The organism is Agrobacterium sp. DSM 25558 (assembly GCF_900100825.1).
In the GTDB taxonomy this organism is placed as follows: domain Bacteria; phylum Pseudomonadota; class Alphaproteobacteria; order Rhizobiales; family Rhizobiaceae; genus Agrobacterium.
Window position 1 is genome coordinate 1 of sequence record NZ_FMUD01000035.1, and the last position, 24,229, is coordinate 24,229.

At 55.6% G+C, this 24,229-nt stretch carries 18 protein-coding genes and 3 pseudogenes; 5 read left to right on the top strand and 16 right to left on the bottom strand.

All coding sequences use genetic code 11. The features are described from left to right. Positions 1-607 (top strand): glucosamine-6-phosphate deaminase (locus DSM25558_RS22525; RefSeq protein WP_077106920.1); only part of this gene is annotated, 607 nt, incomplete at its 5' end. Positions 608-936: 329 nt separating this feature from the next. Here the strand turns inward: DSM25558_RS22525 and DSM25558_RS22530 are convergent. After that, positions 937-2,036, bottom strand: a protein-coding gene (locus DSM25558_RS22530) for an IS3 family transposase (protein WP_103587761.1) whose coding sequence is annotated in 2 segments (ribosomal slippage) — positions 937-1,784 and positions 1,784-2,036 — 1,101 coding nt in all. Because the reading frame shifts where the segments join, the coding sequence is not laid out codon by codon here. Between the two features lie 99 nt (positions 2,037-2,135). Here DSM25558_RS22530 and DSM25558_RS28580 point away from each other — a divergent pair. Then, positions 2,136-2,797: pseudogene (locus tag DSM25558_RS28580) on the top strand (transposase); the annotation flags it as partial. A 254-nt stretch (positions 2,798-3,051) separates the two neighbouring features. Continuing rightward, positions 3,052-3,359 (top strand): annotated as a pseudogene (locus DSM25558_RS22550) (helix-turn-helix domain-containing protein); the annotation flags it as partial. A 44-nt stretch (positions 3,360-3,403) separates the two neighbouring features. On the opposite strand, the gene DSM25558_RS22555 reads toward DSM25558_RS22550, so the two are convergent. Both DSM25558_RS22555 and DSM25558_RS22560 read right to left on the bottom strand, forming a co-directional pair. Continuing rightward, complete coding sequence (locus DSM25558_RS22555) at positions 3,404-4,813, bottom strand: aldehyde dehydrogenase family protein (protein ID WP_077106923.1); 1,410 nt, start codon at positions 4,811-4,813, stop codon at positions 3,404-3,406. A 167-nt stretch (positions 4,814-4,980) separates the two neighbouring features. Continuing rightward, complete coding sequence (locus DSM25558_RS22560; RefSeq protein ID WP_077106924.1) at positions 4,981-6,384, bottom strand: aspartate aminotransferase family protein; 1,404 nt, start codon at positions 6,382-6,384, stop codon at positions 4,981-4,983. 185 nt (positions 6,385-6,569) lie between these two features. Between DSM25558_RS22560 and DSM25558_RS22565 the strand changes: the two genes are divergently transcribed. Further along, positions 6,570-7,034 (top strand): Lrp/AsnC family transcriptional regulator, encoded by a 465-nt coding sequence (locus DSM25558_RS22565; protein WP_077106955.1) that lies wholly within the window; start codon positions 6,570-6,572, stop codon positions 7,032-7,034. Positions 7,035-7,620: 586 nt separating this feature from the next. On the opposite strand, the pseudogene DSM25558_RS22570 reads toward DSM25558_RS22565, so the two are convergent. From DSM25558_RS22570 to DSM25558_RS22585, 4 genes and pseudogenes are all read right to left on the bottom strand, one after another. Beyond that, a pseudogene (locus DSM25558_RS22570) lies at positions 7,621-8,867 on the bottom strand (Glu/Leu/Phe/Val dehydrogenase); the annotation flags it as partial. A gap of 167 nt (positions 8,868-9,034) precedes the next feature. Beyond that, positions 9,035-10,264, bottom strand: coding sequence for a M20 family metallopeptidase (locus DSM25558_RS22575; protein WP_371480414.1), 1,230 nt, complete (start codon positions 10,262-10,264; stop codon positions 9,035-9,037). Then, complete coding sequence (locus DSM25558_RS22580; RefSeq protein ID WP_077106925.1) at positions 10,264-10,797, bottom strand: carboxymuconolactone decarboxylase family protein; 534 nt, start codon at positions 10,795-10,797, stop codon at positions 10,264-10,266. The genes DSM25558_RS22575 and DSM25558_RS22580 overlap by 1 nt, the downstream gene beginning before the upstream one ends. A 26-nt stretch (positions 10,798-10,823) precedes the next feature. Then, entirely contained in the window at positions 10,824-12,149 is a 1,326-nt protein-coding gene (locus tag DSM25558_RS22585; protein WP_077106926.1) for an aspartate aminotransferase family protein, read from the bottom strand. 234 nt (positions 12,150-12,383) lie between these two features. Here DSM25558_RS22585 and DSM25558_RS22590 point away from each other — a divergent pair, with 234 nt between their 5' ends. After that, positions 12,384-13,268, top strand: coding sequence for a MurR/RpiR family transcriptional regulator (locus DSM25558_RS22590; protein WP_077106927.1), 885 nt, complete (start codon positions 12,384-12,386; stop codon positions 13,266-13,268). Positions 13,269-13,647: 379 nt separating this feature from the next. Here the strand turns inward: DSM25558_RS22590 and DSM25558_RS22595 are convergent, their stop codons facing one another. The 9 genes from DSM25558_RS22595 to DSM25558_RS22635 all read right to left on the bottom strand — a co-directional run bounded on the left by DSM25558_RS22595 (position 13,648) and on the right by DSM25558_RS22635 (position 24,154). After that, positions 13,648-15,036, bottom strand: coding sequence for a CapA family protein (locus tag DSM25558_RS22595; protein ID WP_077106928.1), 1,389 nt, complete (start codon positions 15,034-15,036; stop codon positions 13,648-13,650). Between the two features lie 88 nt (positions 15,037-15,124). Continuing rightward, positions 15,125-16,144: an ABC transporter ATP-binding protein gene (locus DSM25558_RS22600; RefSeq protein WP_077106929.1), complete on the bottom strand. Its 1,020-nt coding sequence runs from the start codon at positions 16,142-16,144 to the stop codon at positions 15,125-15,127. Continuing rightward, on the bottom strand, positions 16,141-17,148 hold the full coding sequence (locus tag DSM25558_RS22605; protein ID WP_077106930.1) for an ABC transporter ATP-binding protein: 1,008 nt from the start codon (positions 17,146-17,148) through the stop codon (positions 16,141-16,143). The genes DSM25558_RS22600 and DSM25558_RS22605 overlap by 4 nt, the downstream gene beginning before the upstream one ends. A 1-nt stretch (position 17,149) precedes the next feature. Continuing rightward, entirely contained in the window at positions 17,150-18,022 is an 873-nt protein-coding gene (locus tag DSM25558_RS22610; protein ID WP_077106931.1) for an ABC transporter permease, read from the bottom strand. A gap of 1 nt (position 18,023) precedes the next feature. Continuing rightward, a complete protein-coding gene (locus DSM25558_RS22615; RefSeq protein WP_077106932.1) occupies positions 18,024-18,965 on the bottom strand; it encodes an ABC transporter permease in 942 nt (313 codons plus the stop codon). A 4-nt stretch (positions 18,966-18,969) separates the two neighbouring features. Next, entirely contained in the window at positions 18,970-20,577 is a 1,608-nt protein-coding gene (locus DSM25558_RS22620; protein ID WP_077106933.1) for an ABC transporter substrate-binding protein, read from the bottom strand. Positions 20,578-20,940: 363 nt separating this feature from the next. Further along, entirely contained in the window at positions 20,941-21,513 is a 573-nt protein-coding gene (gfa, locus tag DSM25558_RS22625) for an S-(hydroxymethyl)glutathione synthase (protein ID WP_077106934.1), read from the bottom strand. 39 nt (positions 21,514-21,552) lie between these two features. After that, positions 21,553-22,665 (bottom strand): S-(hydroxymethyl)glutathione dehydrogenase/class III alcohol dehydrogenase, encoded by a 1,113-nt coding sequence (locus tag DSM25558_RS22630; protein WP_077106935.1) that lies wholly within the window; start codon positions 22,663-22,665, stop codon positions 21,553-21,555. Positions 22,666-22,729: 64 nt separating this feature from the next. After that, complete coding sequence (locus tag DSM25558_RS22635) at positions 22,730-24,154, bottom strand: aspartate ammonia-lyase (protein WP_077106936.1); 1,425 nt, start codon at positions 24,152-24,154, stop codon at positions 22,730-22,732. Positions 24,155-24,229: the final 75 nt, after the last annotated feature.

The following is a 24,229-nucleotide window of genomic DNA, read 5'->3' on the forward strand; positions in this document are numbered from 1 at the left end:
ACCTCGCCAGGTCTATGCAAAGCTGCTGAATGCAGTAGAGAGCGGTCATATATCCTTTGCGCAGGCCACCACATTCAATCTTGACGAATATTGCGGTCTCGCTGGTTCGCACGCGGATTCTTTTGCGGCCTATATGTATCGGGAATTGTTCGACAAGGCGGACTTCGATCAGCAAAGGATCAATCTGATTGACGGAGCTGCGCAGGACGAGACTGCGGAGGCGGCGCGTTATGCACGTCTGCTTGGCGAAACCATGATAGACTTGCAATTGCTTGGTATCGGCTCGAATGGCCACATCGGTTTTAACGAACCAGGATCAGTCCGAACCAGCAGGGTGCGGGTTGTTCAACTGTCCGAAGAAACGCGCGCCGCCAATTTGCCGACACTAATCGAGCTTAAGACTGTGCCGACGCGCGCCATTACTATGGGTATTGCCGATATTCTCGACGCGAGTGAGATTGTCATTCTCGCGACCGGACAAGCCAAAGCGGAAGCGGTGCGGAAAAGCATTCAGGAAACACCAGGGGACAGTTGCCCGGCATCACACTTGGCCAGCCATGCTAACGTTCACTGGTTCCTGGACTATGCTGCGGCTAGGTTGCTTTAATCTTTAACCATATTATCAGCCGCTAAACGGCAATCATTTCAAGCACGCTTCGCGAATTGCCCCGGACCTACGTACAGGATCATATATTCGGAAAGAGTGGGCTATGCCGCAATCAATGGGCCCTTGAGATGAACTGATCTACCAGAATCCACTGCGCTTATAGAATCTCAAACATATCAAAGACTGGTTATCTGAACCAAATTTCCAGATCGCGCAATGATCCTTGACCTTGCCCCGTTGAAATAATCCATTTTGAAGTAAGCTCTGGCCCATTTGAGGTGCTCCCCGATTTTGGGCCATCGGGAGCTGGAATTTTCCGGGGTTTTGGCTCAGGTCGGCGTGAGGGCCGATGAGCCGTTCATGAGCGAAATCGGCACCTTGTTGCCGATCGCGCTATGTGGCCGGAACTCGTTGTAGTCTCTCCGCCAATCCTCCATCTTCGCCCGTGCGTCGTCAAGGCTCATAAACCAATGAGCGTTTAGACATTCAGCCCGGAACTTGCCATTAAAGCTCTCGATGTAGCTGTTGTCCGTGGGCTTGCCCGGCCGCGAGAAGTCGAGCACGACGCCTCTGTGATATGCCCAGAGATCAAGATCACGAGAGATGAATTCGCTGCCGTTGTCTACCCGAATGGTGGCTGGGTAGCCGACCTGGCGACATACCCTCTCAAGCGTCTGAACGACATCCTCACCCTTGTAACTGAAGCGGGCATCGACTGCCGGCGAAAAGCGTGAAAATGTATCAACCACTGTCAGAATCCTGATTTTGCGGCCGGTAGCCAATTGGTCGTGTACGAAGTCCATCGCCCAGACATGGTTAGAATGGGTCGGTTCCGTGCGGTCGGCTCGTAGCTTAGCCTTGACCCGACGCTTGGGAACCTTGTTGCGGAGCTGGAGGTCCATCTCCTTGTAAAGACGATAGATTCGCTTCGGATTAACAGGCCATCCATCACGCCTGAGCAGGACATGGACGCGACGATAACCGTAGCGCACGCGCGTTTGGCAGATGTCCCTGATCTTCAGCTTTAGTTCGGCCTGCTCGCCACGTCTGGACTTGTAGACATAGAGCGACCGGTCAATCTTCAACACCGAGCATGCACGCCGGATCGAAACCTTCCAGTCCGCCTTGACTGTGTCGACAAGCTTGCGCTTGCGGGCAGGCCTCAGAGCTTTTTTGACAGAACATCCTGGAGCATGGCCTTGTCCAGTGAGAGATCCGCCACAATCCGCTTCAGCTTGGCATTCTCCTCCTCAAGCTGCCGCAGTCGCTTCATCTCCGAGGGCATCAGGCCCGCGTATTTTTTACGCCAATTGTAGAACGTCGCATCCGAAATGCCTGCCTTGCGGCAAACCTCACCAATCGGTGTTCCATCCTCCGCCTGCTTCAACACAAATGCGATCTGCGCTTCCGAAAATTTGGACGCCTTCATCGAATTCTCCTCTTCTTCCCGTCAGGGATCATAAGTGGAAAATTCCAGTTCAAAATGGCCTAATTTATTGGGGGCACGTCACATTGAGAGGACCAGAGAATGAAGCGCAACCGTTTTACAGACGAACAGATCATCGGCATTCTGAAGGAGCACGAGGCGGGCACGCCGGTCTCGGAGCTCTGCCGCAAGCACGGCGTCAGTGATGCGAGCATCTACAAGTGGAAGGCCAAGTTCGGCGGCGTGGACGTATCCGAAGCCAAGAGACTGAAGACGCTGGAAGACAAAAACACGAAGCTGAAACGGCTCCTGGCAGATGCCATGCTCGACAACGCCGCTTTGAAAGACCTTTCGGGAAAGAAGTGGTGACGCCCGCAGCAAGGCGGAAAGCTGTCGCTCATCTGATGGATCACCACCAGATGAGCGAACGGCGGGCGTGTAAAGCCATGGGCTTTTGCCGTATGACGATCCGTTACGAAACCAGGCGCAACGATGACCATGACCTTCGCGAGCGGATGAAGGCGCTGGCGCATGAACGTCGCCGCTTTGGATATAGACGCCTTCATGTGCTGCTCAGGCGTGAGGGTCACCTTGTGAACCACAAGCGGCTCTTCCGGCTCTATTGAGAGGAGAAGCTGACGGTACGCAAGCGTGGCGGGCGTAAGCGGGCGATAGGCACCCGAGCGCCGATGTTGATCCCGACGGCTGCCAATGACCGCTGGTCGCTGGACTTCGTGTCCGATCAGCTCACCGATGGCCGCAGGTCACCCGCCCCCGCCCTCTCCCTGCAATCGGAGAGCTGGTTCGGTCGGGGGCTGATCCGCGGTGTCAGTGTGGCATGTCTGAGTAGACGAGACGACTCAATTGGACATTTCTACTTTGCACAGCGGCGGACATTTCAACTCCTCTGCCACATTGTATGTAGCCGGGGTGGGTTCAAGCTTGAAGTGCGACTTGCGAATGATACCAATGGGTTATCAGTCACAAGGAAGATGCAATGGAACGCTCCTAATCCCATATTGATCTCGATGAACGTCGTAAGAACGCCCGCCGGCGAACGCCCGCCGGCGAACGGCCGGGCTGAGTGTTGATGCAATCGCAGAGCAGCTCGACCGGCATCGCTCAACGATCTTTCGTGAGATCAAACGCAACACGTTTATCGACAAGGTCGTGCCAGATCTGACCGGCTACTACTGCATGACTGCGCACGACATGGCGTGCGAACGACGTGCGAAACTGCGCAAGCTGCCGCGGTTCTCTCACGTTCGACAATCGGCGATCGAACGTATCATGCATGGTTGGTCGTCGCAGCAGATCGCTGGCCGTAGCCCAGGATCACGGAAAACTCAGCACCGGTTCCAGCTGAAATATCAACCTCGATTGATGCAGACGACCTTGGGCTGAGTCATTTCCTCATAAGCGAAGCGAACGCCTTCGCGTCCCATGCTGCCGTATTTGAAGCCGCCGAAGGGCATGGCATCGAAGCGATAATCGGAGCTATCGTTGATCATCACGCCACCTGCCTCAATCCTGTTTGCCGCGTCGAGCGCAACGTTGATATCGCTGGTGAAGATGCCGGCATGTAGGCTGTATTCGGGGTCATTCGCCATCTCGATGGCTTCGTCTATGGTCTCGAACGGAGCCAGCATCACAACTGGCGCGAACACTTCCTCACTCCATAGCCCGCAGGTCCGGGGCGTGCCTTCGAGCACCGTCGGATGATAAAGCGACCCTTCGCGACGATGACCGCAGAGAAGAGTAGCTCCAGCGGCAATCGCGTCATTGACAGCAGCTTCAGTCCGCTCGGCTGACTGGCCGGAGATCATCGGACCGACATCGGTGTCGTCGCGCAACGGATCGCCAGCCTTGAGCTTTTTGGTCCCAGCAACGAAGGCATCGCGGAAACGTTCATAGATAGCCGTCTGCACCAGGATGCGCTGGGCGCCGATGCAGTTTTGGCCAGCCGCCCAAAACGCGCCGGAGACGCAGCCCTCGACCGCTTTATCGAAGTTACAGTCATTCATCACGATGACGGGGGCATTGCCGCCCAATTCCATCGCCAGCTTTTTCAGCCCAGCCGTGCGACTAATGGCTTCGCCGGTGGCAAATCCACCTGTAAACGATACCATGCGCACATCGCGGGATGTGATCAAGGCAGTGACCAGTTCCCTGTCACCGTGCGCAATGGTGATGACATCGCGTGGAAGGCCGGCTTCGAAAAGGGCATCGACGAGATTGATGGCGGAGAACGGCGTCAAATTCGACGGCTTCAGTAGCACTGCGTTGCCGCCTGCGATTGCCGGACCGAGCTTGTGCGCGACCAGGTTCAGCGGATCGTTATAGGGGGTGATGGCGGTGATGATACCGAGCGGTTCCCGCGTGAACCAACCCTGGCGCTGTTCTGATCCGGCAAATGCATCGAAGGGGATGACCTCACCTGCGTTGCGCTTTGCCTCCTCGGCAGAGAGTTTTAGCGTATTGACGCAGCGACTGACTTCCTTTCGTGCCTGAACGATCGTCTTTCCGGCTTCGCGTACGATCGTCTCGGCAAAGGCATCGCGGCGGCGCTCGATAAGTTGTGCAGCACCTTCGAGGATGCTTGCCCGCTTGTGCCGCGGCAGGTTGCGCGAGAGTTCGGCCCCGCGACGGGCACGAGCGATGAGTTCGTCGACGTCGGATGCCTCCGTTGTGTCGATCGATCCGATCAGAGAGCCGTCAAACGGACTGTAAACAGATATAGGCGGCAGGCCCGCTTTGATATGAAGTTTGGCAGCGGTCATAGGCCAACTTCCCTTTCCCTGATGAAGCGCCGGCATGAGCGGCGGGTATGGTCTTCGGGCAGGGTGAGGTCTTATCCCCGCCCTGTGCCCTTTGATGTGGTCGACAATGACAATCTGATTGCGACTGGCTGTTCAACGATGGCCTGGAAAACGCAAGCCGCTCTCGGTCAGAGCTTCTGGCCGTCGCGCACCAGTTCGTCCATGACCGAGCGCACGGCCTTCTCGGCAATCAAGACGATCTCGTCGATCTCTTCCTTGGTGGTGACCAGTGGCGGTGCGAAGCCGAGGATGTCGCCATGCGGCATTGCACGGGCGATCAGACCGCCCTCGCGAGCTGCCTTCGAGACGCGCGCCCCCACCTTCAGCGACGGATCGAAACGGGTCTTGCTTTCGCGGTTACCGACGAACTCGATGGCACCCATCAGGCCAACACCACGCACCTCGCCGACGATCGGCAGCTGAGCGAACTTCTCCTTCAGCTGCGCCTGGAAATAGGCGCCCACGTCGCGAGCATTGCCGGGCAGATCTTCCTTCTCGACAATATCGAGTACGGCGTTCGCCGCGGCTGCGCCGATCGGATGGCCGGAATAGGTATAGCCATGCGAGAAGGCGCCGACCCTGTCGGCCCCGTCTTCCAGCACCTGATAGACCTTCTCGCCGACGATCGCAGCCGAGAGCGGGAAGTAGGCAGACGTCAGGCCCTTGGCAACCGTGATCAGATCCGGCTCGATGCCATAATGCTGCGATCCGAACATGGAACCGGTGCGGCCAAAACCGGTGACGACTTCGTCGGCGATCAACAACACGTCATGCTTCTTGAGCACCGGCTGGATAGCCTCCCAATAGCCTTCCGGGGGCGGCGTAATACCGCCTGTGCCAAGCACGGGTTCCGCGATGAAGCCGCCGACATTATCAGGGCCAAGCTGTTCGATGAGCTGGTCGAGCTCAAGGGCTCGGCGGGCGGAGAATTCCCGCTCGGTCTCGCCAGGATTGGCGCCCCAGTAGTGATGCGGCACGCCGGTATGGGTGATCTGCGGCAAGGGAAGGTCCATATGGTCATGATAGAAGCTCATGCCGGTCATCGAACCGGAGACGACGCTGCAGCCGTGATAGCCGCGATCGCGTGAGATGATCTTCTTCTTCGTAGGCTTGCCGCGCAGGTTGTTATAGTACCAGACGAGCTTGGCCTGAGTTTCGTTGGCATCCGAGCCGGACATGCCGTAGAACACCTTGCTCATCTTGCCCGGTGCCATCTTCACCAGACGGTCTGACAGAATCGCAAGTTCGTCGGTAGTATGGGCGGCATAGGAATGGTAATAGGCAAGCCGGTAGGCTTGGCGCGAGATCGCCTCGGCCACCTCGGTTCGGCCATAGCCGACATTAACGCAGTAAAGGCCGGCAAAGCCATCAATTAGCTGATTGCCGTAGGCGTCCTGGATCCGGATGCCCTTACCCGTCTCGACAATCGTCGGCTCGCCAAGCTTGCCGCTGGCAAAGTCCTTCATCTGCGTGAACGGATGCAGGACCGAGTTGCGGTCCTTATCGGCGATGTCTTTGATGTTGATGGTCATTGTGAGCCCTTCCGTAGCAAGATGATGTGAAGCGGCGGAAGGCAGCGTGATATGCTCCGCTGATTCCCCGATCGATATTGAATGGTGGCAATATGCTCCCAGATCAACGCAGATTGACGGCGGATCTGATGCCGTCTATGCAGAAAATCGGCAAATATGAACGCCAGCTGCAGGATTTATCGCCCATGGAACTCGACCGCGCAGACCTTTCGCTTCTCAACGCCGTTCAAAAGAACAACAAGCTCACGTCCGAGGAACTCGCAGAACGAGCGCACCTATCGCCGACTGCCTGCCAGCGCCGGCTCAAGCGATTGCGCGCCGAGGGCGTCATCGAGGCTGATGTTTCGATCGTGTCTCCGAAAGCCGTCGGCAGGCATGTAACGGTCGTCGTTCTCGTATCGCTTGAGCGGGAGCGGGCTGACATTATCGATCGCTTCAAGGCAGCCATCAAGAACACGCGCGAAGTGATGATCGGCTACTACGTGACCGGCGATGCGGACTTCCTGCTTGTAGTTACTGCAAAAGACATGGAAGACTACGAACAGTTCACGCGTCGCTTTTTCTACGAAAACAATGACATCAAAGGCTTCAAGACGATGGTAGTCATGGACCGCGTGAAAGCCGGGTTCGCCTTCCCGATTGAAGACTGAGAGCGTTTCTTAAACGGGCCTAAATGTCGTCTTGTCATGCCCCGCGCTCGTACAGCCTTATGCCCATCGCCAGAGAGAACTGCCGCCGTTGGCGGCATCAAGCAGTGGGGATCGGCCGTGAGGGCTCCCGGCGCAGACTAGGGGACTATCTCGAGATGAAGTATCTTTTCATGGTGGCCAATAGCGACAGGATGGCGGGCAGGCGAAGGATGTGAGGACGGGCAACTTTCGCACAAAAAGTGACTGCCGTTGGGACCTGTCCAACGGCAGCCTAGTCGCTTGGGAGACGCTTTGTGTGCTCCGTCAAAGGCAACAATAAACTTGACCGAAACCGATCATACTTCGAGCTGACTGACACATGGCGGCGTTTTCGGTGTAAATGATGCGTAAACCTGTATTCTTTCCGGCAGAAACGCAGGGTTCCGCTCCGGCGTATTGTCAACTCGCCGGGAGCCTTTCCCGGCGTATCTAGTCTGAGCGTTGGTCATCTTTCTCGGACCGTTGACTTGGAAGTAGTCACCGGACAATGGCTAGGCGTTTCGTTCCGTCTTGGCAAAGTGCGGCGGCCCAATCGGTCAGTGCACGATCAGATCCCGATCGCCTCATAGGCTTCAGCGATCTGCCGAATCGAGGCGACATAAGCCGCAGTCCTATAATCGCCAAGTCCGACTGCTTCTCCAAGAGATCCCCAATCCGTGCCCAAGTGCTGCGCATGACGTCTTCCAGACCCGAACGAACGAGGTCAATCTCCGCGCCGCCTTCGAGGAACTCGTCACACCTCTCGGCCGCAAACTTCTTTCCGGTGATGCGTTCGAGCGCTGTAGCGATTGTCTGGTTACGCCGCTCGCGCCGGCACCGTTCCATCAGGCAGAGGGGAATATGCGTCAGGTTCTTAACCCGCTCGAAGTAGCTAACGATGACGCCACCGGCATTAACACAGATATCCGGAAGAATGGTCAAACCACGGGAGCGCAGGATCTTGTCCGCCTCGAAGCTGACGGAACCGTTAGCCGCCTCCACGACTAGGTGTGCCTTGATGCGTTTTCGACATGAATGGCATTTTCCATCGCCGCTGGAATGAGAATGTCACAGGGCTGTTCGATGCCGGTCATATCGCCGACAAAGGAGTTGGCACCTTCAAAGCCGAGAATGCTGCCAGTGCGGATTTAATGCTGCTTGAGCACCTCGATGGGGAGACCCTCGGTATTGGCGACATAGCCGTCTCGTTCAGCAACAACGGTGATGCGTGCGCCGTCCTCTTCGGACTGGAACTTGGCGGCGTGATAGCCGACATTGCCGAAGCCTTGCACGATGACCGAGACACCCTTCAGATCGCGTTGGCCGTCGAGCCCGACTGTGCGAGTGTCGCGAAGAAAGCTCTGGATGGCGAATTGGACGCCCCTGCCCGTGGCTTCCGTGCGTCCCGCGATGCCGCCTTTCGACAAGGGCTTGCCGGTGACGCAGGCGCGCGCATTAACGACATCGGTCGGATTGGCACGACGGAACTCAACCATCATCCAGGCCATTTCGCGTTCGCCGGTGCTGATATCGAGAGCCGGAACGTTAACGCCAGGACCGATCAGGCCGCGCTTGTTGAGCTCCTGGGTAAAGCGGCGAGTGATGCGCTCGAGTTCCTGAGGTGTCCACTCGCGGGATCGACTTCAGCGCGTCCTTGGAACCGCCGAAGTGAACGTCGACGAGCGAGCATTTCAGCGTCATCAGTGCGGCCAATGCATCGACCTCTTCGGCATCGGCATTGGATGCGTAGCGGATACCGCCCTTGACCGGTTCGCAATGCTCGCTGTGGACCGAGCGCCAGCCGATGAAGCTGTATGCGAGGCGATCGCCCTCGCAATCCATGCTGCTGTGTTTGAAGTCGCCGAAGGGCATGGCATCAAAGCGGTAGTCAGAGCCAGTGGTGGGCAAGCCCTTTCGAATCTCGCATCGGCTAGTTTCCAAACCACCCCGTCGGCAGACGCTTCGTGAAGAGCCAGCGTACGTTAGACGTGCAAGAGCTCCAAACAATACCGGATAGTAAGCTCTGTGGTGGGGATGAGAACCTTATCAGAAACTCCAAAGGTAGGGGTGTGCACCCCAGTCTCATTGCCTGGCTCTCGGCTGCCAAACCAGAAATAGATCGATGGCACGCAAGCAGAGTAGTACCCAAAGTCATCGCTGCCCGAGGTCGGAGGCCGTTCAACATACCTATCTTCGCCCTCTCGTTGAACGACGAGTTTTCGGAAGCGTTCAACCATAGCTAGATCGTTGAATACGAGAGGGTCCCCGGATTGGGAGGTGAAACTTGCCTTGCCTCGGTGCATGACGGCGACGCCCTCCGCCACCTCCCGAACCCGTCGCACCAGCAACTGACGTCGTTCCAGACTACTTGTTCGGATTGTTCCTGACATGACCACAGACGGGCAGATTATATTCGATGCCTCTCCTCCTCTAATTGTGCCGAGAGTAACGACCGCGCCGTCGTCAACCGGCATTTCGCGGGAAACCACCTTCTGGACCTCGTTGATAAAGGCACCTGCCATAGATATGGCATCAACACCGAGATGCGGCTTTGCGCCATGCGCCATAGTTCCAATCAGTTCGACTGCAAACTGATCGGCCGATTTTGTAACTGCTCCCGCACGTGCGCCGTAGGATCCAGCTGGAATCTCCGTATTGACGTGAAGTCCGACCGCCGCATCGAATCCTTCAAGCAGTTTTTCCTCCACGACGGTACGGCCACCAAGCGGTTCGGCCTCTTCTGCTGGCTGAAAAAACACGCGTACTTTGCCGGAAAACGCTTGCCGCATGCGGTGGAAGGCAAGAGCGGTGCCCAAAGCGATCGAAGCGTGCATATCATGGCCGCATGCATGCATCACCCCCGGTACCTGCGATCTGTACGTCAGGTCATTTCGGTCTTCCTGAATTGGCAAGGCATCTATGTCTCCTCGTAGGGCGATCGATCGGTTTGGGCCGGGGGAGAGCCCAACAATATCAATGTAAACTCCGGTCCCATGAAACGTTTTCGCGCCGGTCAGGCCGAACTTCTCAAGAGTTTCCAAAATCCTCTTTTGCGTTTTCCATTCCTGGTTCGAGAGTTCTGGTTCGCGATGCATCGCATGACGCATCGCGCAGACCGCTTTGCGTTCTAGTTCTGCAAGCACGTTGTCGGTGGTCACGTTCATGATAATCTCGCCGTCAGTTTGATTGGGCATCACGCTTTTTGCTCCCATCAATTATCCGCAAGGGCGATCTCAGCCAATACTGCTTCGTCCAAGGGCGTATCGTAGGTGTTTAGTATAAACCCCAGCACCGAATAGAAGCCGACCGTCGCCATGAGGTCTAATACCGCCTGGACCCCCATTGATTTGGACAGTGCGCTCTCAATATTTGGAGGTAACTGGGCTCGGTCGAATAATGCATCGACAGCTCCGGCAATCATTCCGTCCTCTCCGTCGGGCGAGCCTTGCATAGACAGAATTCGCGCGTCGGAGATTCCAAGCTTGCGGGCTCGGCTCACATGATGAGCCCACTCATAGCCTGAACCAATCCGGTGTGCTGCCCTCAAGATAACGAGTTCGGACCGTACCTGCCCCAGGGCGCTCTCTTTGACGATATGTTGGCGGAGCGGGGCCCACGCTTGCAGCAGCGCTGGGTGGTGGGCCATGGTGCGATAGACGTTCAGTTCGCCTGCGAACCCAGCGTTCATATTTGCGATTTCGGCGGGCCAGTGGTCGTCACTAATCGGCGCACAGCGAGATGTCATGGGGAATTCCTTCTTGGCCCAAACCCTTATCCTGCAACGGCCGCGTCTATTGCTGCAGCAAGCCGATCAATAATCATGTCGATCTGCTCAGCTTCGATGATATATGGTGGCGCGAGCAAGACATGGTCACCATGCACCCCATCGATAGTGCCGCCCATTGGGTAGCACATCAGCCCTCGCCGCATCGCCTCCTTCTTTATCCTCGAATTGATCTTGCGAGCGGGATCAAAAGGCTGCTTTGTGTCCTTGTTCGCCACAATCTCGATCCCACGAAAAAGGCCGCGACCGCGCATATCGCCGACGTAAGCAGATTGGCCGAGCGCCGCATCAAGGCCAATCTGTAAGCGATCTCCCATCCTAACGACGTTTTTCATCATTTCTGGACGCCTCAAGATCTCGACAACTTTATTGGCTGCCGCGGCAGCAACCGGGTGACCGATGTATGTATGCCCGTGCTGAAACAACCCCGACCCCTTCGCGAATGCGCGATAGATCGTATCTGACAGCATCACCGCGCCAATTGGCTGGAAACCGCCCCCTAGGCCCTTAGCGATCGTCATCAGGTCGGGGACGATGCCTTCTTGCTCAAACGCAAACATGGTGCCGGTGCGACCCATACCGCACATAACTTCGTCGAGTATAAGCAAGATGCCGTATTTATCGCAAATTTGTCGAACCAGCTTGAGGTAGCCGGCTACAGGCGTCACGGCACCCAGAGTAGCTCCCACCACTGGCTCAGCCACGAAAGCCATGACTGTGTCCGCTCCGAGCTCGATAATCTTCGCCTCGAGCTCTGCAGCAAGACGCGCCCCATAAGCTGCGGGCGTTTCGCCCGTTTGCATGTCGCGATATGCATAGCACGGCGAAACATGGTGGGTTTCCGGCAAGATGGGCTTAAACTGCGCGCGACGCCAGGCGTTGCCGCCAGTTGCTAAGGCTCCGATTGTATTTCCGTGGTAGCTTTGTCGGCGCGCAATAATATGACGACGCTGGGGCTGGCCGATTTCAACAAAATACTGGCGAGCCATCTTCAGTGCAGCCTCGACAGCTTCCGAACCACCTGAGACCAAGTATGCATAGTCGAGCCCCTTCGGCGCTAGCTCAACGAGTTGTTCGGCAAGCTCTTCCGCCACATCAGTCGTGAAAAATGATGTATGAGCGTAAGCTATCCTCGCCATCTGCGCCTTCATCGCGTCCAACACCTCAGGATGGTTGTGGCCGAGGCAACTCACAGCGGCCCCGCCGGACCCGTCTATGTAGGTGCGGCCATCGCTATCGGTGATGTAGATTCCTTCTCCTGCTACGGCTCTTGGCATTGGCGAACCGATGGTTCGATGGAGGAGTTTCGTCATCGTTTTCTCGCGGATTGGATTCAGCAGGCGTTCCGGTTCGCCTTCCACCAATTTACATACTCAAAAGCGGTATGCAACAAATGTTTTAATTTCTCAAAATATGATACATTTGTGTTTGTGAATTGCGCGGTTCTGCGGCTGGGGCCAAAATCGCTACCCATTCGGCATATCATTTGACTTTCGCACCCATCAACGAGATGGTTCGGATGACTTACTTCATCAAAAACGAGGCAAATGTTGCAAAAGGGACCACTCCATAATTTGATTGTCGAGCGATTTGACGATATGTCGATACAGTTGCAGCAGGCTGCCCGACACATTCTTGAACATCCGCAGGACGTAGCATTGGTGTCTATGCGTGAGCTCGCCCGGAATGCAGACGTGCAACCTTCCACGATGACGCGCTTGGCTAAATTTCTAGGTTTTTCCGGGTATGAAGACTTTCGCGGTCAATATGCGGATGTCATTCGGGTTGGTACAGACGGTTTTGCGGTTCAGGCCTTGCAGCGGAACGGCAGCGTCACGGATGGTGAGGAACTGGCGCAACGGATGCTTCAAAGTCTGTCCGCTCAAATTGCGCGCCTGAACGAACCCGGTACCCTTTCGCGGCTCAGCAAAATCGCCGATCACTTGAGCGGAGCTCGAAAGATTTTTGTTCTCGGTTTACGCTCTTGCCACTCGGTTGCTTGGCATTTCCATTACGTAATGACTTTGCTTGGTGAAAAGACCATTCATCTCGACGCACCCGCCGGCACGAGCGGCGATGCACTCATGCGCGCGACCGCCGAAGATGTTTTGCTGACTGTTTCGATAAGCCCCTATTCACTGCATACTCTTGAACTCACTGAGGTTGCCCGCGAAAAAGGGATGGGAATAATTGCAATTACTGACAGCGAGGTCTCACCTTTGGTGGCAATCGCCGATCACGTGGTCTTCTTCCCGACGGAGAGCCACACATTTTTTCATACGCTCACACCAGCCTTGGCCGTTTCAGAGGTTCTTTGTGGTTTGCTGGCAAGCAAAGACCGCACGGCGGCTCTTGATGAACTTAGACGCGCCGACAGCCATTTATCCGCGATGAACACATACGCATCGGTAATTCCCCGACGGAAAATCTGATTGTTGGCCGTACGAATGCACTTGTTGACTTGTTAACTTACGTTCTGTGGGACGCGCGGCAGGTAGAAGACCGCAGCAATTCCCTGATTTGCCAGATCACCTGCTTCATCCTCGGAGCATGATGCTAAAATCGTCATTGGACGAGCTCACGCCGGTGCGGTCCCCCAGTGCAAACCATTACATCGGAGACGACCGGCTAATGGTCAATCCTCGGAACTCATACGAAGCGAAGAGTGCGCGGATATTCGCGCGATTGGCTGATCTTGCGGTCGGGGGCGGTCCAGTTCCGGTCAACTATGATTTGGACTCGCTGAGCGTGTCCGGACCAATTCAACCGAAGCTTTCGAATTGTTTCGAGCTGCTAAGCACGAGTCTCGCTTCATTCTATCACACCATTCATTCTGATCACCCCAACGCCATTCTCGAAAGCAATCCGTGTGCCGTAAGGTTCGGAAAGTTTTTGCAGGCGATCTAAGATCATCTCAGCTTTCGCAGCAGATGCGAGACTAGGAATTCCTCGGTTCGCGAACCTTTTGGAGTGACCGAGTTCAACGGGGTACAGGCGCAACTCGGCGAGTCTGTTCTCCTCGAAGCGACTGATCGCTATGACGCTTTCGTAAAAAACTGGGTCGCTGAAACCGGGTGAAGTTTCGTAGCCCGATGACATTTCGGACACGGTCACGTCAGCGTCTGTGGCGTCGATCAAGTCCTTGTCATAGACTTCGTACATGTCAGCGCCCACAGGGGTCCGAAGATCGTCCATCATGAAATTGCCAAGGCTATAGAATATCGGCCGACCCTTATAGATTTCGATACCCCGCAATCGGTGCGGTCCGTGTACGATGTAAGCATCAGCCCCTGCATCGACAGTACGATGTGCGAATTCTCTCTCGTAATCCGCCGGTTCTTCACTCCAATTTCCCGGTTCATGCCCGTGATTTGTAAAGATGCAGAAGTCAGAAAACTGCTTGCCGCGACGAATATTTCGGAGGATGTTCGCGACGTCCCTAGAATTAGGCTCATAGGAATACCCGGGCCGCTCACCGGCTCTGAAAGCCACATTCGCAACCTTAACTTGGTCTGACTGTCTACCGGATCGCCCAAAGTTCGGCAGTGAATCGCGCACAATCCGGAGGCTGTCGAGCATTTTGGGCTCCACAACGATACTCCTCGCCAATCGGAGAGTGTTGATCCCAGGCCTGCCCGGAGCTTCGCCCGCTGCGTCGCAGGCACGTGACAAAGGTGTGAACGTGGATGCGGACGATACCAACCCTACCCGTCCTTTGGTTGTTTCTACAAAACGTGCGGCACCAGCCTGTGACAGATTTTCGCCAACACCGGCGTAGGCAATGCCATTTTCCTCGAGCGCGCGGCACGTAAGGCGCATGCCTTCTACGCCCCAATCGAAAGAGTGGTTGTTTGCGCAGCTGACCAGATTGAACCCCATCGTCCTTAGATCAGGCCCAGTTTCTGGCAAGCTGACATGATACGCTCCGCCATACTCTGCTTGCGGGCTTCCTTCGAAAGAGCGAATGTCGAAGATGTTGGTTTCCAAGTTACCGAACGTCACATCTGCAGCTTGCAAGATCTCAACAATTTGCGCAAAGCCTGGGTGGCAGCTGTTTGTTAATCGACGCGACACAATAAGGTCGCCCACTGCGACAAGCGTAAAGCCGTCCGCGATATTGGTTTCGAGAGAACCCGCCACGTCGTAGCTGTTCAGTTCCGGCCCTTGTTCGTCTCTATCTGCATTTTGGTCCGCGTTCATACATTCTCCTGATAGCCTGCACACTAGAGGCGCCATAGAAATATTCTGGTGTGATTTGAGGGCGTCGAGGGACGTCCCCTATCGCTGGTCACTGACTAAGGAGCAGTGCCTCGGTTACATTGTCAGAATTCTCACGAATGGGAGCCCGTACATGACATGCGACAACTCGACCATCTGCCACCGGATTCAATGTCGGAACGTCCCGCATGCATCGGTCGACTGCTAATGGGCACCGTGGGTGAAACGCGCATCCCGTCGGCGGATTCACGGGGCTTGGAACTTCTCCTTCCAGGCGCGCTTCCAGACCGCGGTGAGTTGGGTCAGGCACCGGAGCGGCCGCGATCAATGCTTCGGTGTAGGGATGCACAGGATTTGCAAATAAATCTTCGCACCTGGCGAGTTCCACGATGCGCCCCAGATACATAACTGCCACCTTGTGACCGATATGCTCGACGACGCCAAGGTCATGCGAGATAAAGACGAAAGCAATGCCTAGCTCTTGCTGGAGATCCATAAGCAGGTTCAGGATCTGCGCTTGGACAGAGACATCGAGAGCCGAAACCGCCTCGTCGGCTATGATGATTGCCGGTTTAAGGGACAAGGCCCGTGCTATGCCGAGACGCTGGCGTTGCCCTCCCGATAGCTCGGAGGGAAGCCGGTGCATGATCTCCGGAGCAAGACCCACCTGTTGCAAGAGCTTTGCCGCCAGCGCCTCGCGCTGCTTTCGGCTCAGGCGCTCGAAGTTCTCAACTGGTTCAGTGATGATCTGGCCAGCCGAGAGCCGCGGGTTTAGCGATGAATAGGGATCCTGGAACACCATCTGCATTCGACGACGTTGATTTCGCAGCTCGTGTTTCTTCAGGCTTGCAATGTCGACGCCTTCAAGAAGCACACGGCCTTCGGTTGGGTCGATAAGGCGCATCAGGAGCCGTGCGATCGTCGACTTGCCGCAGCCGGATTCACCGACGATGCAGAGGGTCTCCCCTGCATCGACGGAGAATGAGACGTCCTGGACAGCCCTGATGACCGGAGCGTCTCTCTTCGAAAAGCCGCCGCTAAGCGGATAGTGCTTCGTCAAGTTCTCGACCGTAAGCAGTGGACCTTTCATACGCTCTGCACCTTCTCTACATGCCAGCAGGCGGCGGCGTGACCCGGCCCGTGCTCCTCCAGAACTGGCGTTTTCTCCCTGCAGATGTCCGTCGCAAACGAACACCGCGGGGCAAAGCTGCACCCGATGATAGGGGCACGCAGACTGGGTACGATCCCTGGGATTTCCGGCAGGCGACGTTCCTTTCCCCGACGCCTGTCGGGAACAGAACGCATGAGTGCCTTGGTGTAGGGATGCATGGGTCGCGCAAAGAGATCGATGACCGTCGCCTGCTCAACAATCTGCCCGGCGTACATCACAATGACGCGCTGACAGGTTTCGGCGACAACGCCGAGATCGTGAGTGATGAACATCACCGAGGTGCCGGTTCGTTCTTTGAGATCGACGATCAACTTCAGGATCTGCGCCTGAATCGTCACATCCAGAGCCGTCGTAGGCTCGTCGGCAATCAACAGCTCCGGTGAACAGGCAAGCGCCATGGCGATCATTGCACGTTGACGCATGCCGCCCGACATCTCATGCGGATAGTTCTTCAGCCGGCGCTCGGGGTCCGCGATACGGACCAGACGCAACATCTCCTCAGCCTTCGTCATTGCTTCAGAACGCGAAACCCGAGTGTGTATCTCAACGGCTTCGGCGATCTGTCGCCCAACAGTGTGAACCGGGCTCAGGCTGGTCATCGGGTCCTGGAATATCATGGCAATCTTGTTGCCACGAATTTTTCGCATTTCACGATCTGAAAGCTTAAGCAAGTCTTGTCCGTGGAACCGAACCTCGCCGGCAACCGTCCGAGCAGTGATCTTTGGCAGCAGGCGAAGTATGGACAGAGAGGTGACGCTTTTTCCGCATCCCGATTCGCCAACGACTCCGAGCGTTTCGCCTTTGCGGACCTGAAAGCTCACGCCACCGACAGCGCGGGTGATGCTGTCTTCGCCAAAGAAGTGCGTTTCAAGATCGCGAACGTCAAGCAGGACGTCGTTGTCAACAATATTCAGTAATTTCATATCAACGCCTCCGCTTCGCGCGCGGATCGAAAAGATCGCGCAAGCCGTCCCCGAACAGGTTGACAGCCAGCACAGTGAGGGCAAGGCAGATGCCGGGGGCAAAAAGCGTCAGCGGAGCAATGGAAAGATAGAGGCGCGAGCTGGAAATCATATTCCCCCAACTTGGAATCTCGGGCGGCACGCCAATGCCCAGGAAGCTTAAGCCGGCCTCGGTCAATATTGCATTTCCGCAGACAATTGCACTTTGAACCATGAGTGGCGGAAGAGTGCTTGGAACAACGTGGCGCCATAAGATCTTTGGAAGACGAGCGCCACCGCAAACAGCCGCCTCGACGTATGGTCGCTCCCGCACGCTTAGAACAATCGAGCGAACAAGCCGGGTCACGCCCGGTATTTCGGGAATCGCGATTGCCAAGATCAAAATTCCAATTCCAGAACCAGTTAACGAAATTAGCGCAATTGCCAGGAGAATGGTCGGAATCGACATCAAGGCGTCCATGAAGCGCATGACCAAATTGTCAACGGCGCGGGTGTAGCCAGCCACAATGCCGATCATCAGCCCAGCCAGGGCTGCTGCTAGGGCTGATGCCAGCCCAACCATGAGCGATATACGCGCGCCGTAGATGGTCCGGACTAGAACATCACGACCGAGGTTATCGGTGCCCAGCCAATGATCACTGGATGGGGGCTGCAGGCGAGCGAAGGGATCCATTCTCCCCGGATCACCAACATAGAACGGAGCAAAAAGTGCAGCAAGGATCAGGAGAACAAGGAGCCCACCGCCAGTTAGGACCAGAGGGTGGCGTCGCGCAAGCACTGAGATACGAAATCGTTCTTGCGCGCCAGGTTGTGCTGGTGATGTTGATATAGCCATGTCAGTACCGGATTCGCGGGTCGATGAGCGTGTAAGCAAGATCGACCATGAGATTGATCAGGACATAAAGGCCCGAGACGATAATTAGAACGCTTTGGATGATGGGATAATCCCGCCCGTTGATGGCATCGACAACGAGGCGACCGATGCCCGGTATGTTGAAGACGGTTTCCGTGAGGACGACTCCGCCGACGAGACCCGCGAAACTCAATCCAACTGCGGTCAGGATTGGCACTCCAGCATTTTTCAAGGCATGATGAAACAGCATGGCATAGGACGACGCACCTTTGGCTGCGGCCGTTCGCATATAATCTTCTGACAATACCTCAAGCATGCTTGAACGGGTGATCCGGGCGATAAAAGCAATGTAGGCAAGGCTCAAGGTTAGTGTAGGCAGGATTAAATGTATGAACCAAGCTGTCATACCCTGACTTATCGGTTTATACCCCTGTACAGGCAGCCAATGAGTCTGGATTGCAAAGACGTAGACGAGAAAATAGCCGATCACGAATACCGGCACAGAAAATCCAACGGCCGAGAAACCGATGAGAATGCGGTCTGCTAAGCCCCCTGCCCGCCACGCGGCAAGAACGCCGAAGGAAATCCCAACGATAACGGAAAGAAATACCGTCAGCAGTGATAGCGAGATAGTGGGCTGAAGGCGTTGAGCAATTAGCTCAATAACAGGACGTCCAGAAAATATTGAGGTTCCGAGATTGCCGCTAATAATTTCCTGAACCCAACGCATGAACTGGGCCGCCAAAGGATCATTCAAGCCCATCTGGTCGCGGATGCCGGCGACCACCGCTTCTGTTGCAGTTGGACCGGCGATAATGACGGCGGGATCGCCTGGCGCAAATCTGACGAGCAGGAAAATAAACGCTCCGACCATCGCCATGACGGCGATGGCCGAGATCATCCTGCGGATGATGTAGAATACCATGGACTCACGCCTTTTCCATGTTCCACAACGCGACCCGGTTGATAGGCATCCCGACAATGCCGGTGAGTTCCTTGCGCCGGGCGACGGGCCTCAGTTCTTGTCCGAGTCTGATATCGCCGACGAAATCCCACCAGATTTTCTGCATTTGCCGGGCCAACACTTTGCGTTCCTCAAGCGTCTCAACATCCGGCCACTTGGCGCGAAGTGTCTCGTACTCCTCGTTCTTCGGCCAGCCATACCAAGCCTTTTCACCACCGGCATTCATGAAGATCTGCGATGTCGGATCGCTCATCAGGAAGTCGGTGTCGGTGGTCATAAACATGCTCCAACCGCCGCTATCAACGGGGCCCTTGTTTGTTCGGCGCTTAGAAAGCCCACCCCAATCGCTTGCACCGAGTTCAACATTCATCCCGATCTTCCGAAGGGAGTCTGCAAGAAGTTGCGAGGCATCTCTGTGTGCTGGCTGGGTAGAGTCCTGAAGAATCACGACTTTTTCGCCCGCATATCCCGACTCTTTTAGAAGTTGCGTCGCTTTTTCCGAGTCGCCTCCCTTCTTAAACCAACCGGTATTTTCGTCGTTCGAGTAGTGCGTGCTGTTGCCAAAAATCGACGTTACGGGAGTGCCGTAGAGCGGATCCGGAGCGATTACGCGCAAGAACGCTTCTTGATCGAGCAGGTGGAGAACCGCTTGCCGCGCTTTCACGTTGTTGAATGGCGGTTGAAGGAAATTCATTCGCAGGCACCAGTCCAAGCCGGATTCATTCAACACTTGGAGCTCTAGGTTCGGGTCAATTCCAATAACTGGAAACAGATCTGCGCTGGGCCGTTCGATGAAATCTATTTCACCTGCCTGCAGAGCGCCTACAGCAGTCTGAGGATCTGAGATTTGATCCCAAACGACCCGATCTACTTTTGCGATCCTCGCGCCTGCGTATCCGTCCTGCGGTTCTTTCCGCGCCACGTAAGCCTCGTTGCGATCATAGGTGAAACTGGCTCCAGGTCGAGCGAGATCCGTGTTGAATTTGAAAGGCCCCGAGCCGATATTTGCGGTCACCTGCTCAGTAGCAGCCTGTTTTGCATCCTTCTCACGCATTATAGCCAGGTAGTAGCCGCTGGATGCTCCGAGGATGTCTATCAATATTGGCAAGGGCTCCTTAAGAACGATCGAAAAGGCCTTATCGTCTTTCTTCAAAATGTCCTGCGCCCGCGACATGATCAACTGTCCGCCGGCATCGACCTGGGCCCATCTACGGACCGAAGCCACGCAATCGCCCGCGGTCACTGGTGTGCCGTCATGCCACTCCAGGCCCTCCCTCAGCTGAAACGAATAGGTCTTTTTGTCCTCAGATAGGGTCCATTTCTCTATCATCTGGGGCTGCGCCTTAAGCTGCGAGTCCAAGGCGAACAGCGTATCATAAATGGCCATAGCATGGCTGGCCGTGACGTCACTGGACGTGAAGATTGGGTCGAAAGCAGTTAGGGCGTCGCCCATAACCATTCGGATGTTTTTCGGGTCAGCTGAAGTTGTCTGCGCGCGGAGGATGGACGGGAGCGAGAGCGATGCTCCGGCTGCCATACCCAACTTCAGCGCGCTGCGTCGAGATATAATCATTGTTCATTCCCCTTTTTTCGTTGAAAGCTTTATATGCACTTTTTGATTGCATTGTTCTGGCAAACACTATGATGCACCAGTTGGTAGCTCGAACGGCCCTCCCTTCAATAACACTTGCCACCGCCCCGCGGCTTCTAATCTTGCTGCACTTTTTGGTCTGGAAACTGCATCTGTCGCAAAGCCATAACCCTCTTTATTGATATTTGCAACGCTTGTTTCATAATCTATTTTCTCGAACAATCGTTTCGAAAGCGCTCGATGGTGAGCCGCCTTGTACTGCAGACATCGATCGCCTCAAGCGTCGTACTCTGTCCGCCGCTGGAGCGAAAAGCATCGATTTAGGTGCAATCGCCTTGCGTCTGTTCACTGACCCAACGCGCCACTCTTCTTCGCTGTCCACGTGGCAATATAGTCCATGAGCGCAGGTGAGAGGCAGTCGTACGGTTCCAAACCGAGATCTTTAAACCTGCCTCGGATCCCGCTCATTTCGGACGGGTCGACACCGCCTTCTATAACCGATGACACGAAAGCGGCAAATGTCGGTTGCGGCCAGCCGTCGTTCTCAAACAATTCGGGGTGAATGAACGACAACCCCTGAAAGGCGTGCTCCCGTTCAACCGGACCATGCATGTGCGTTCCGCAAGCGTCGCATGCGTACCGCTGGATGAGAGCCGTTTTGTCGACGACGGCAAGTTTGTCGCCATTCTCAGCAACCGAGACGTTTTCGGTCGGTGCCACTGCAACAACTGAGAACGCGGCACCCGTTGGTTTCCAACATTTCGTACATCCGCAGGCGTGGTTATGCGCAATGCCGCCCACGACTTTGACCTTCACTGGCCTCTCTGAACACTTACAGACGAGAATGCCACCCTGATTATCGCTATCATGCCTGTGGATGTCGTTCTCGATAGACGGATGAAGAAGCCGAACGTTCATAGTTTCCTCCTGGTTGCCGCGAGCGCGGCTTGGTTATGCTTAGTAGACGATTACCGACCGGATCGATTTACCCTCATGCATTAGATCGAAGGCCGTGTTGATCTCTGGCAGTGGCATTGTGTGCGTGATGAGGTCATCGATGTTGATTTTGCCATCCATGTACCAGTCGACAATTTTCGGAACATCTGTTCTCCCCCGAGCTCCGCCAAAGGCGGTGCCTTTCCAGACACGGCCGGTCACGAGTTGGAAGGGGCGTGTTGAGATCTCCTTGCCGGCTTCTGCGACGCCGATGACAATGGATTCACCCCATCCTCGATGACAGCACTCCAGCGCCTGGCGCATGACATCCACGTTGCCTGTAGCGTCAAAGGAATAGTCTGCACCGCCGTCAGTTAAATCTTGAATCGCTTGTACGACCTTGTCGTTGCCGACCTCTTTGGGATTGACGAAGTGCGTCATTCCAAATTTTCTGGCAATTTCGGCTTTCGTCGGATGCAGGTCGACTCCGATGATCTTGTCGGCGCCGACCATGCGCGCGCCCTGAATGACATTTAGACCGATGCCGCCCAGGCCGAAGACGACAACATTTGAGCCGGCCCGCACCTTGGCCGTGTAGATCACTGCTCCGATGCCGGTGGTGACGCCGCAGCCGATATAACAAATCTTGTCGAAGGGAGCGTCTTCGCGAACCTTTGCGAGCGCAATTTCGGGCAGAACAGTAAAGTTTGAAAAGGTCGAGCAACCCATGTAGTGGAAAATCTCGCCGCTATCACAGGAGAAACGCGTGGTTTTGTCAGGCATAAGTCCCTGACCTTGAGTTGCTCGAATTGAGGTGCAGAGGTTGGACCGCTGGGAAAGACACGTTTTGCATTGCCGGCACTCTGGGGTGTAGAGCGGAATGACGTGGTCACCCGGCTTCAGTGTTGTGACCCCCGCGCCAATCTCACGGACAATGCCCGCACCCTCATGACCAAGAATCGCTGGAAATTTTCCCTCGGAATCAAGGCCAGAAAGCGTGTAAGCGTCCGTGTGACAAACGCCGGTCGCCATGACTTCGACCAAAACCTCACCCGCCCTTGGGCCGCCGATCTCGATGGTTTCGATCGAAAGAGGTCTATTGGCCTCCCACGCAACGGCTGCTCTGCTTTTCATCGATGGGGTCCTTCGGATTCAAAAGTGTCTGAATATGGCGTCTGCCAGTCCCACAGCCAACCAATTATCGCGATGCTGTGGATCTGCGTGGGCTGGTGAGAAGGTGCGGATCAGCCGTTTGCGCTATCAGATCCTCCGGAAGGTCGGGGTGCCTGGCGAGGACCTCGCGGATAGTCTTCCCGGAATTCAGCACCTCCTTGGCCAGTTCAGCGGCCCGCTCATAGCCGATCGCCGGCGTGAGTGCTGTGGCAACGGCAGTACTTGCTTCGAGGTGCTTGCGGCATGTCTCAATGTTAGCGGTGATTCCCGTCACACACTTTGTTCGGAGCACGTCGACGGCGTTGGTCAGAAGCTCAAGTGAATGCAGAATATTATACGCAATTACCGGCTCCATCACATTGAGTTGCAACTGCCCCGCTTCGGAAGCAATTGTAACAGTGAGGTCATAGCCGATGATCTGGAAGGCAACTTGGTTGACGACCTCTGGAACGACGGGATTGACCTTGCCCGGCATGATTGACGAACCCGGCTGGAGTGCGGGCAAGTTAATCTCGTTGAGGCCGCCCCGCGGTCCGCTGGAAAGCAATCGCAGATCATTGCAGATCTTCGAGAGCTTGGTGGCGGTTCGCTTTAACATTCCTGAGAAGAGGACAAATGCGCCGGTATCCCAACAAGCCTCGATCAGATTGCCGGCGGCAACGATTGGCAGTCCACATACCAATCGTAATTGAGCAACAGCTTCGGCCTGATATTCAGGACCCGTATTTATTCCTGTTCCGATTGCCGTTCCGCCAAGGTTCACCTCGTGGAAGAACGCGCCGATTTCACCAAGACGTGCAACATCCTCGCGCAACGTCGTTGCGAACGCCTGGAATTCTTGTCCCAAGGTCATTGGGACGGCGTCCTGAAGCTGGGTTCTGCCAAGCTTGATCACGCCCGAAAAGTGCTCCGCCTTGCTTTCTAGCTCGCTCGCGAGTTGGCCAAGAGCACGCTGCAGCGCTCCTTGGGAGAGTAGGATCGCCACCCGGATCGCCGTGGGGTAGACGTCGTTCGTAGATTGGGCGAGGTTGACGTCGTTGTTTGGGTGTAGGTCGGCATACTGTCCCCGCGGCAGCCCCATGATTTCAAGGCCCCGGTTTGCGATGACCTCGTTGACATTCATGTTGGTCGATGTGCCCGCCCCGCCCTGGAAGACATCGAGAGGAAATTCACCCATATGGTGCCCGGCGACAATTTCTTCACAAACCGCGCATATCACATCGGCTTTAGCGGCATCGAGGTCGCCGAGTTTCGCGTTTGCTCGCGCCGCTGCCATCTTGACGTAAGCCAGTGCCCCGATAAAGTTTGGGAAATGACTGATGGTGATGCCTGAGATCGGGAAGTTAGCAATTCCTCGCGCCGTTTGCGGCCCATAGTAGGCAGCCGCCGGAATGGATACGGGACCAAGCGAATCTTTTTCGATACGTTCGATTGTAGGAGCGCGGGTCATATGCTTGGCCTTTCGTGAATGGTCATCGGAAAATCACGTTTAGCGTTGCAGGATGACGACCGGTCCTCCTGCTAC

Excerpts from the sequence above, each read along its gene's own strand:
- DSM25558_RS22555 (WP_077106923.1), bottom strand. The coding sequence starts at position 4,813 with ATGACCGCTGCCAAACTTCATATCAAAGCGGGCCTGCCGCCTATATCT.
- DSM25558_RS22560 (WP_077106924.1), bottom strand. The coding sequence starts at position 6,384 with ATGACCATCAACATCAAAGACATCGCCGATAAGGACCGCAACTCGGTC.
- DSM25558_RS22565 (WP_077106955.1), top strand. The coding sequence starts at position 6,570 with ATGGAACTCGACCGCGCAGACCTTTCGCTTCTCAACGCCGTTCAAAAG.
- DSM25558_RS22575 (WP_371480414.1), bottom strand. The coding sequence starts at position 10,264 with ATGGGAGCAAAAAGCGTGATGCCCAATCAAACTGACGGCGAGATTATC.
- DSM25558_RS22580 (WP_077106925.1), bottom strand. The coding sequence starts at position 10,797 with ATGACATCTCGCTGTGCGCCGATTAGTGACGACCACTGGCCCGCCGAA.
- DSM25558_RS22585 (WP_077106926.1), bottom strand. The coding sequence starts at position 12,149 with ATGACGAAACTCCTCCATCGAACCATCGGTTCGCCAATGCCAAGAGCC.
- DSM25558_RS22590 (WP_077106927.1), top strand. The coding sequence starts at position 12,384 with ATGTTGCAAAAGGGACCACTCCATAATTTGATTGTCGAGCGATTTGAC.
- DSM25558_RS22595 (WP_077106928.1), bottom strand. The coding sequence starts at position 15,036 with ATGAACGCGGACCAAAATGCAGATAGAGACGAACAAGGGCCGGAACTG.
- DSM25558_RS22600 (WP_077106929.1), bottom strand. The coding sequence starts at position 16,144 with ATGAAAGGTCCACTGCTTACGGTCGAGAACTTGACGAAGCACTATCCG.
- DSM25558_RS22605 (WP_077106930.1), bottom strand. The coding sequence starts at position 17,148 with ATGAAATTACTGAATATTGTTGACAACGACGTCCTGCTTGACGTTCGC.
- DSM25558_RS22610 (WP_077106931.1), bottom strand. The coding sequence starts at position 18,022 with ATGGCTATATCAACATCACCAGCACAACCTGGCGCGCAAGAACGATTT.
- DSM25558_RS22615 (WP_077106932.1), bottom strand. The coding sequence starts at position 18,965 with ATGGTATTCTACATCATCCGCAGGATGATCTCGGCCATCGCCGTCATG.
- DSM25558_RS22620 (WP_077106933.1), bottom strand. The coding sequence starts at position 20,577 with ATGATTATATCTCGACGCAGCGCGCTGAAGTTGGGTATGGCAGCCGGA.
- gfa (WP_077106934.1), bottom strand. The coding sequence starts at position 21,513 with ATGAACGTTCGGCTTCTTCATCCGTCTATCGAGAACGACATCCACAGG.
- DSM25558_RS22630 (WP_077106935.1), bottom strand. The coding sequence starts at position 22,665 with ATGAAAAGCAGAGCAGCCGTTGCGTGGGAGGCCAATAGACCTCTTTCG.
- DSM25558_RS22635 (WP_077106936.1), bottom strand. The coding sequence starts at position 24,154 with ATGACCCGCGCTCCTACAATCGAACGTATCGAAAAAGATTCGCTTGGT.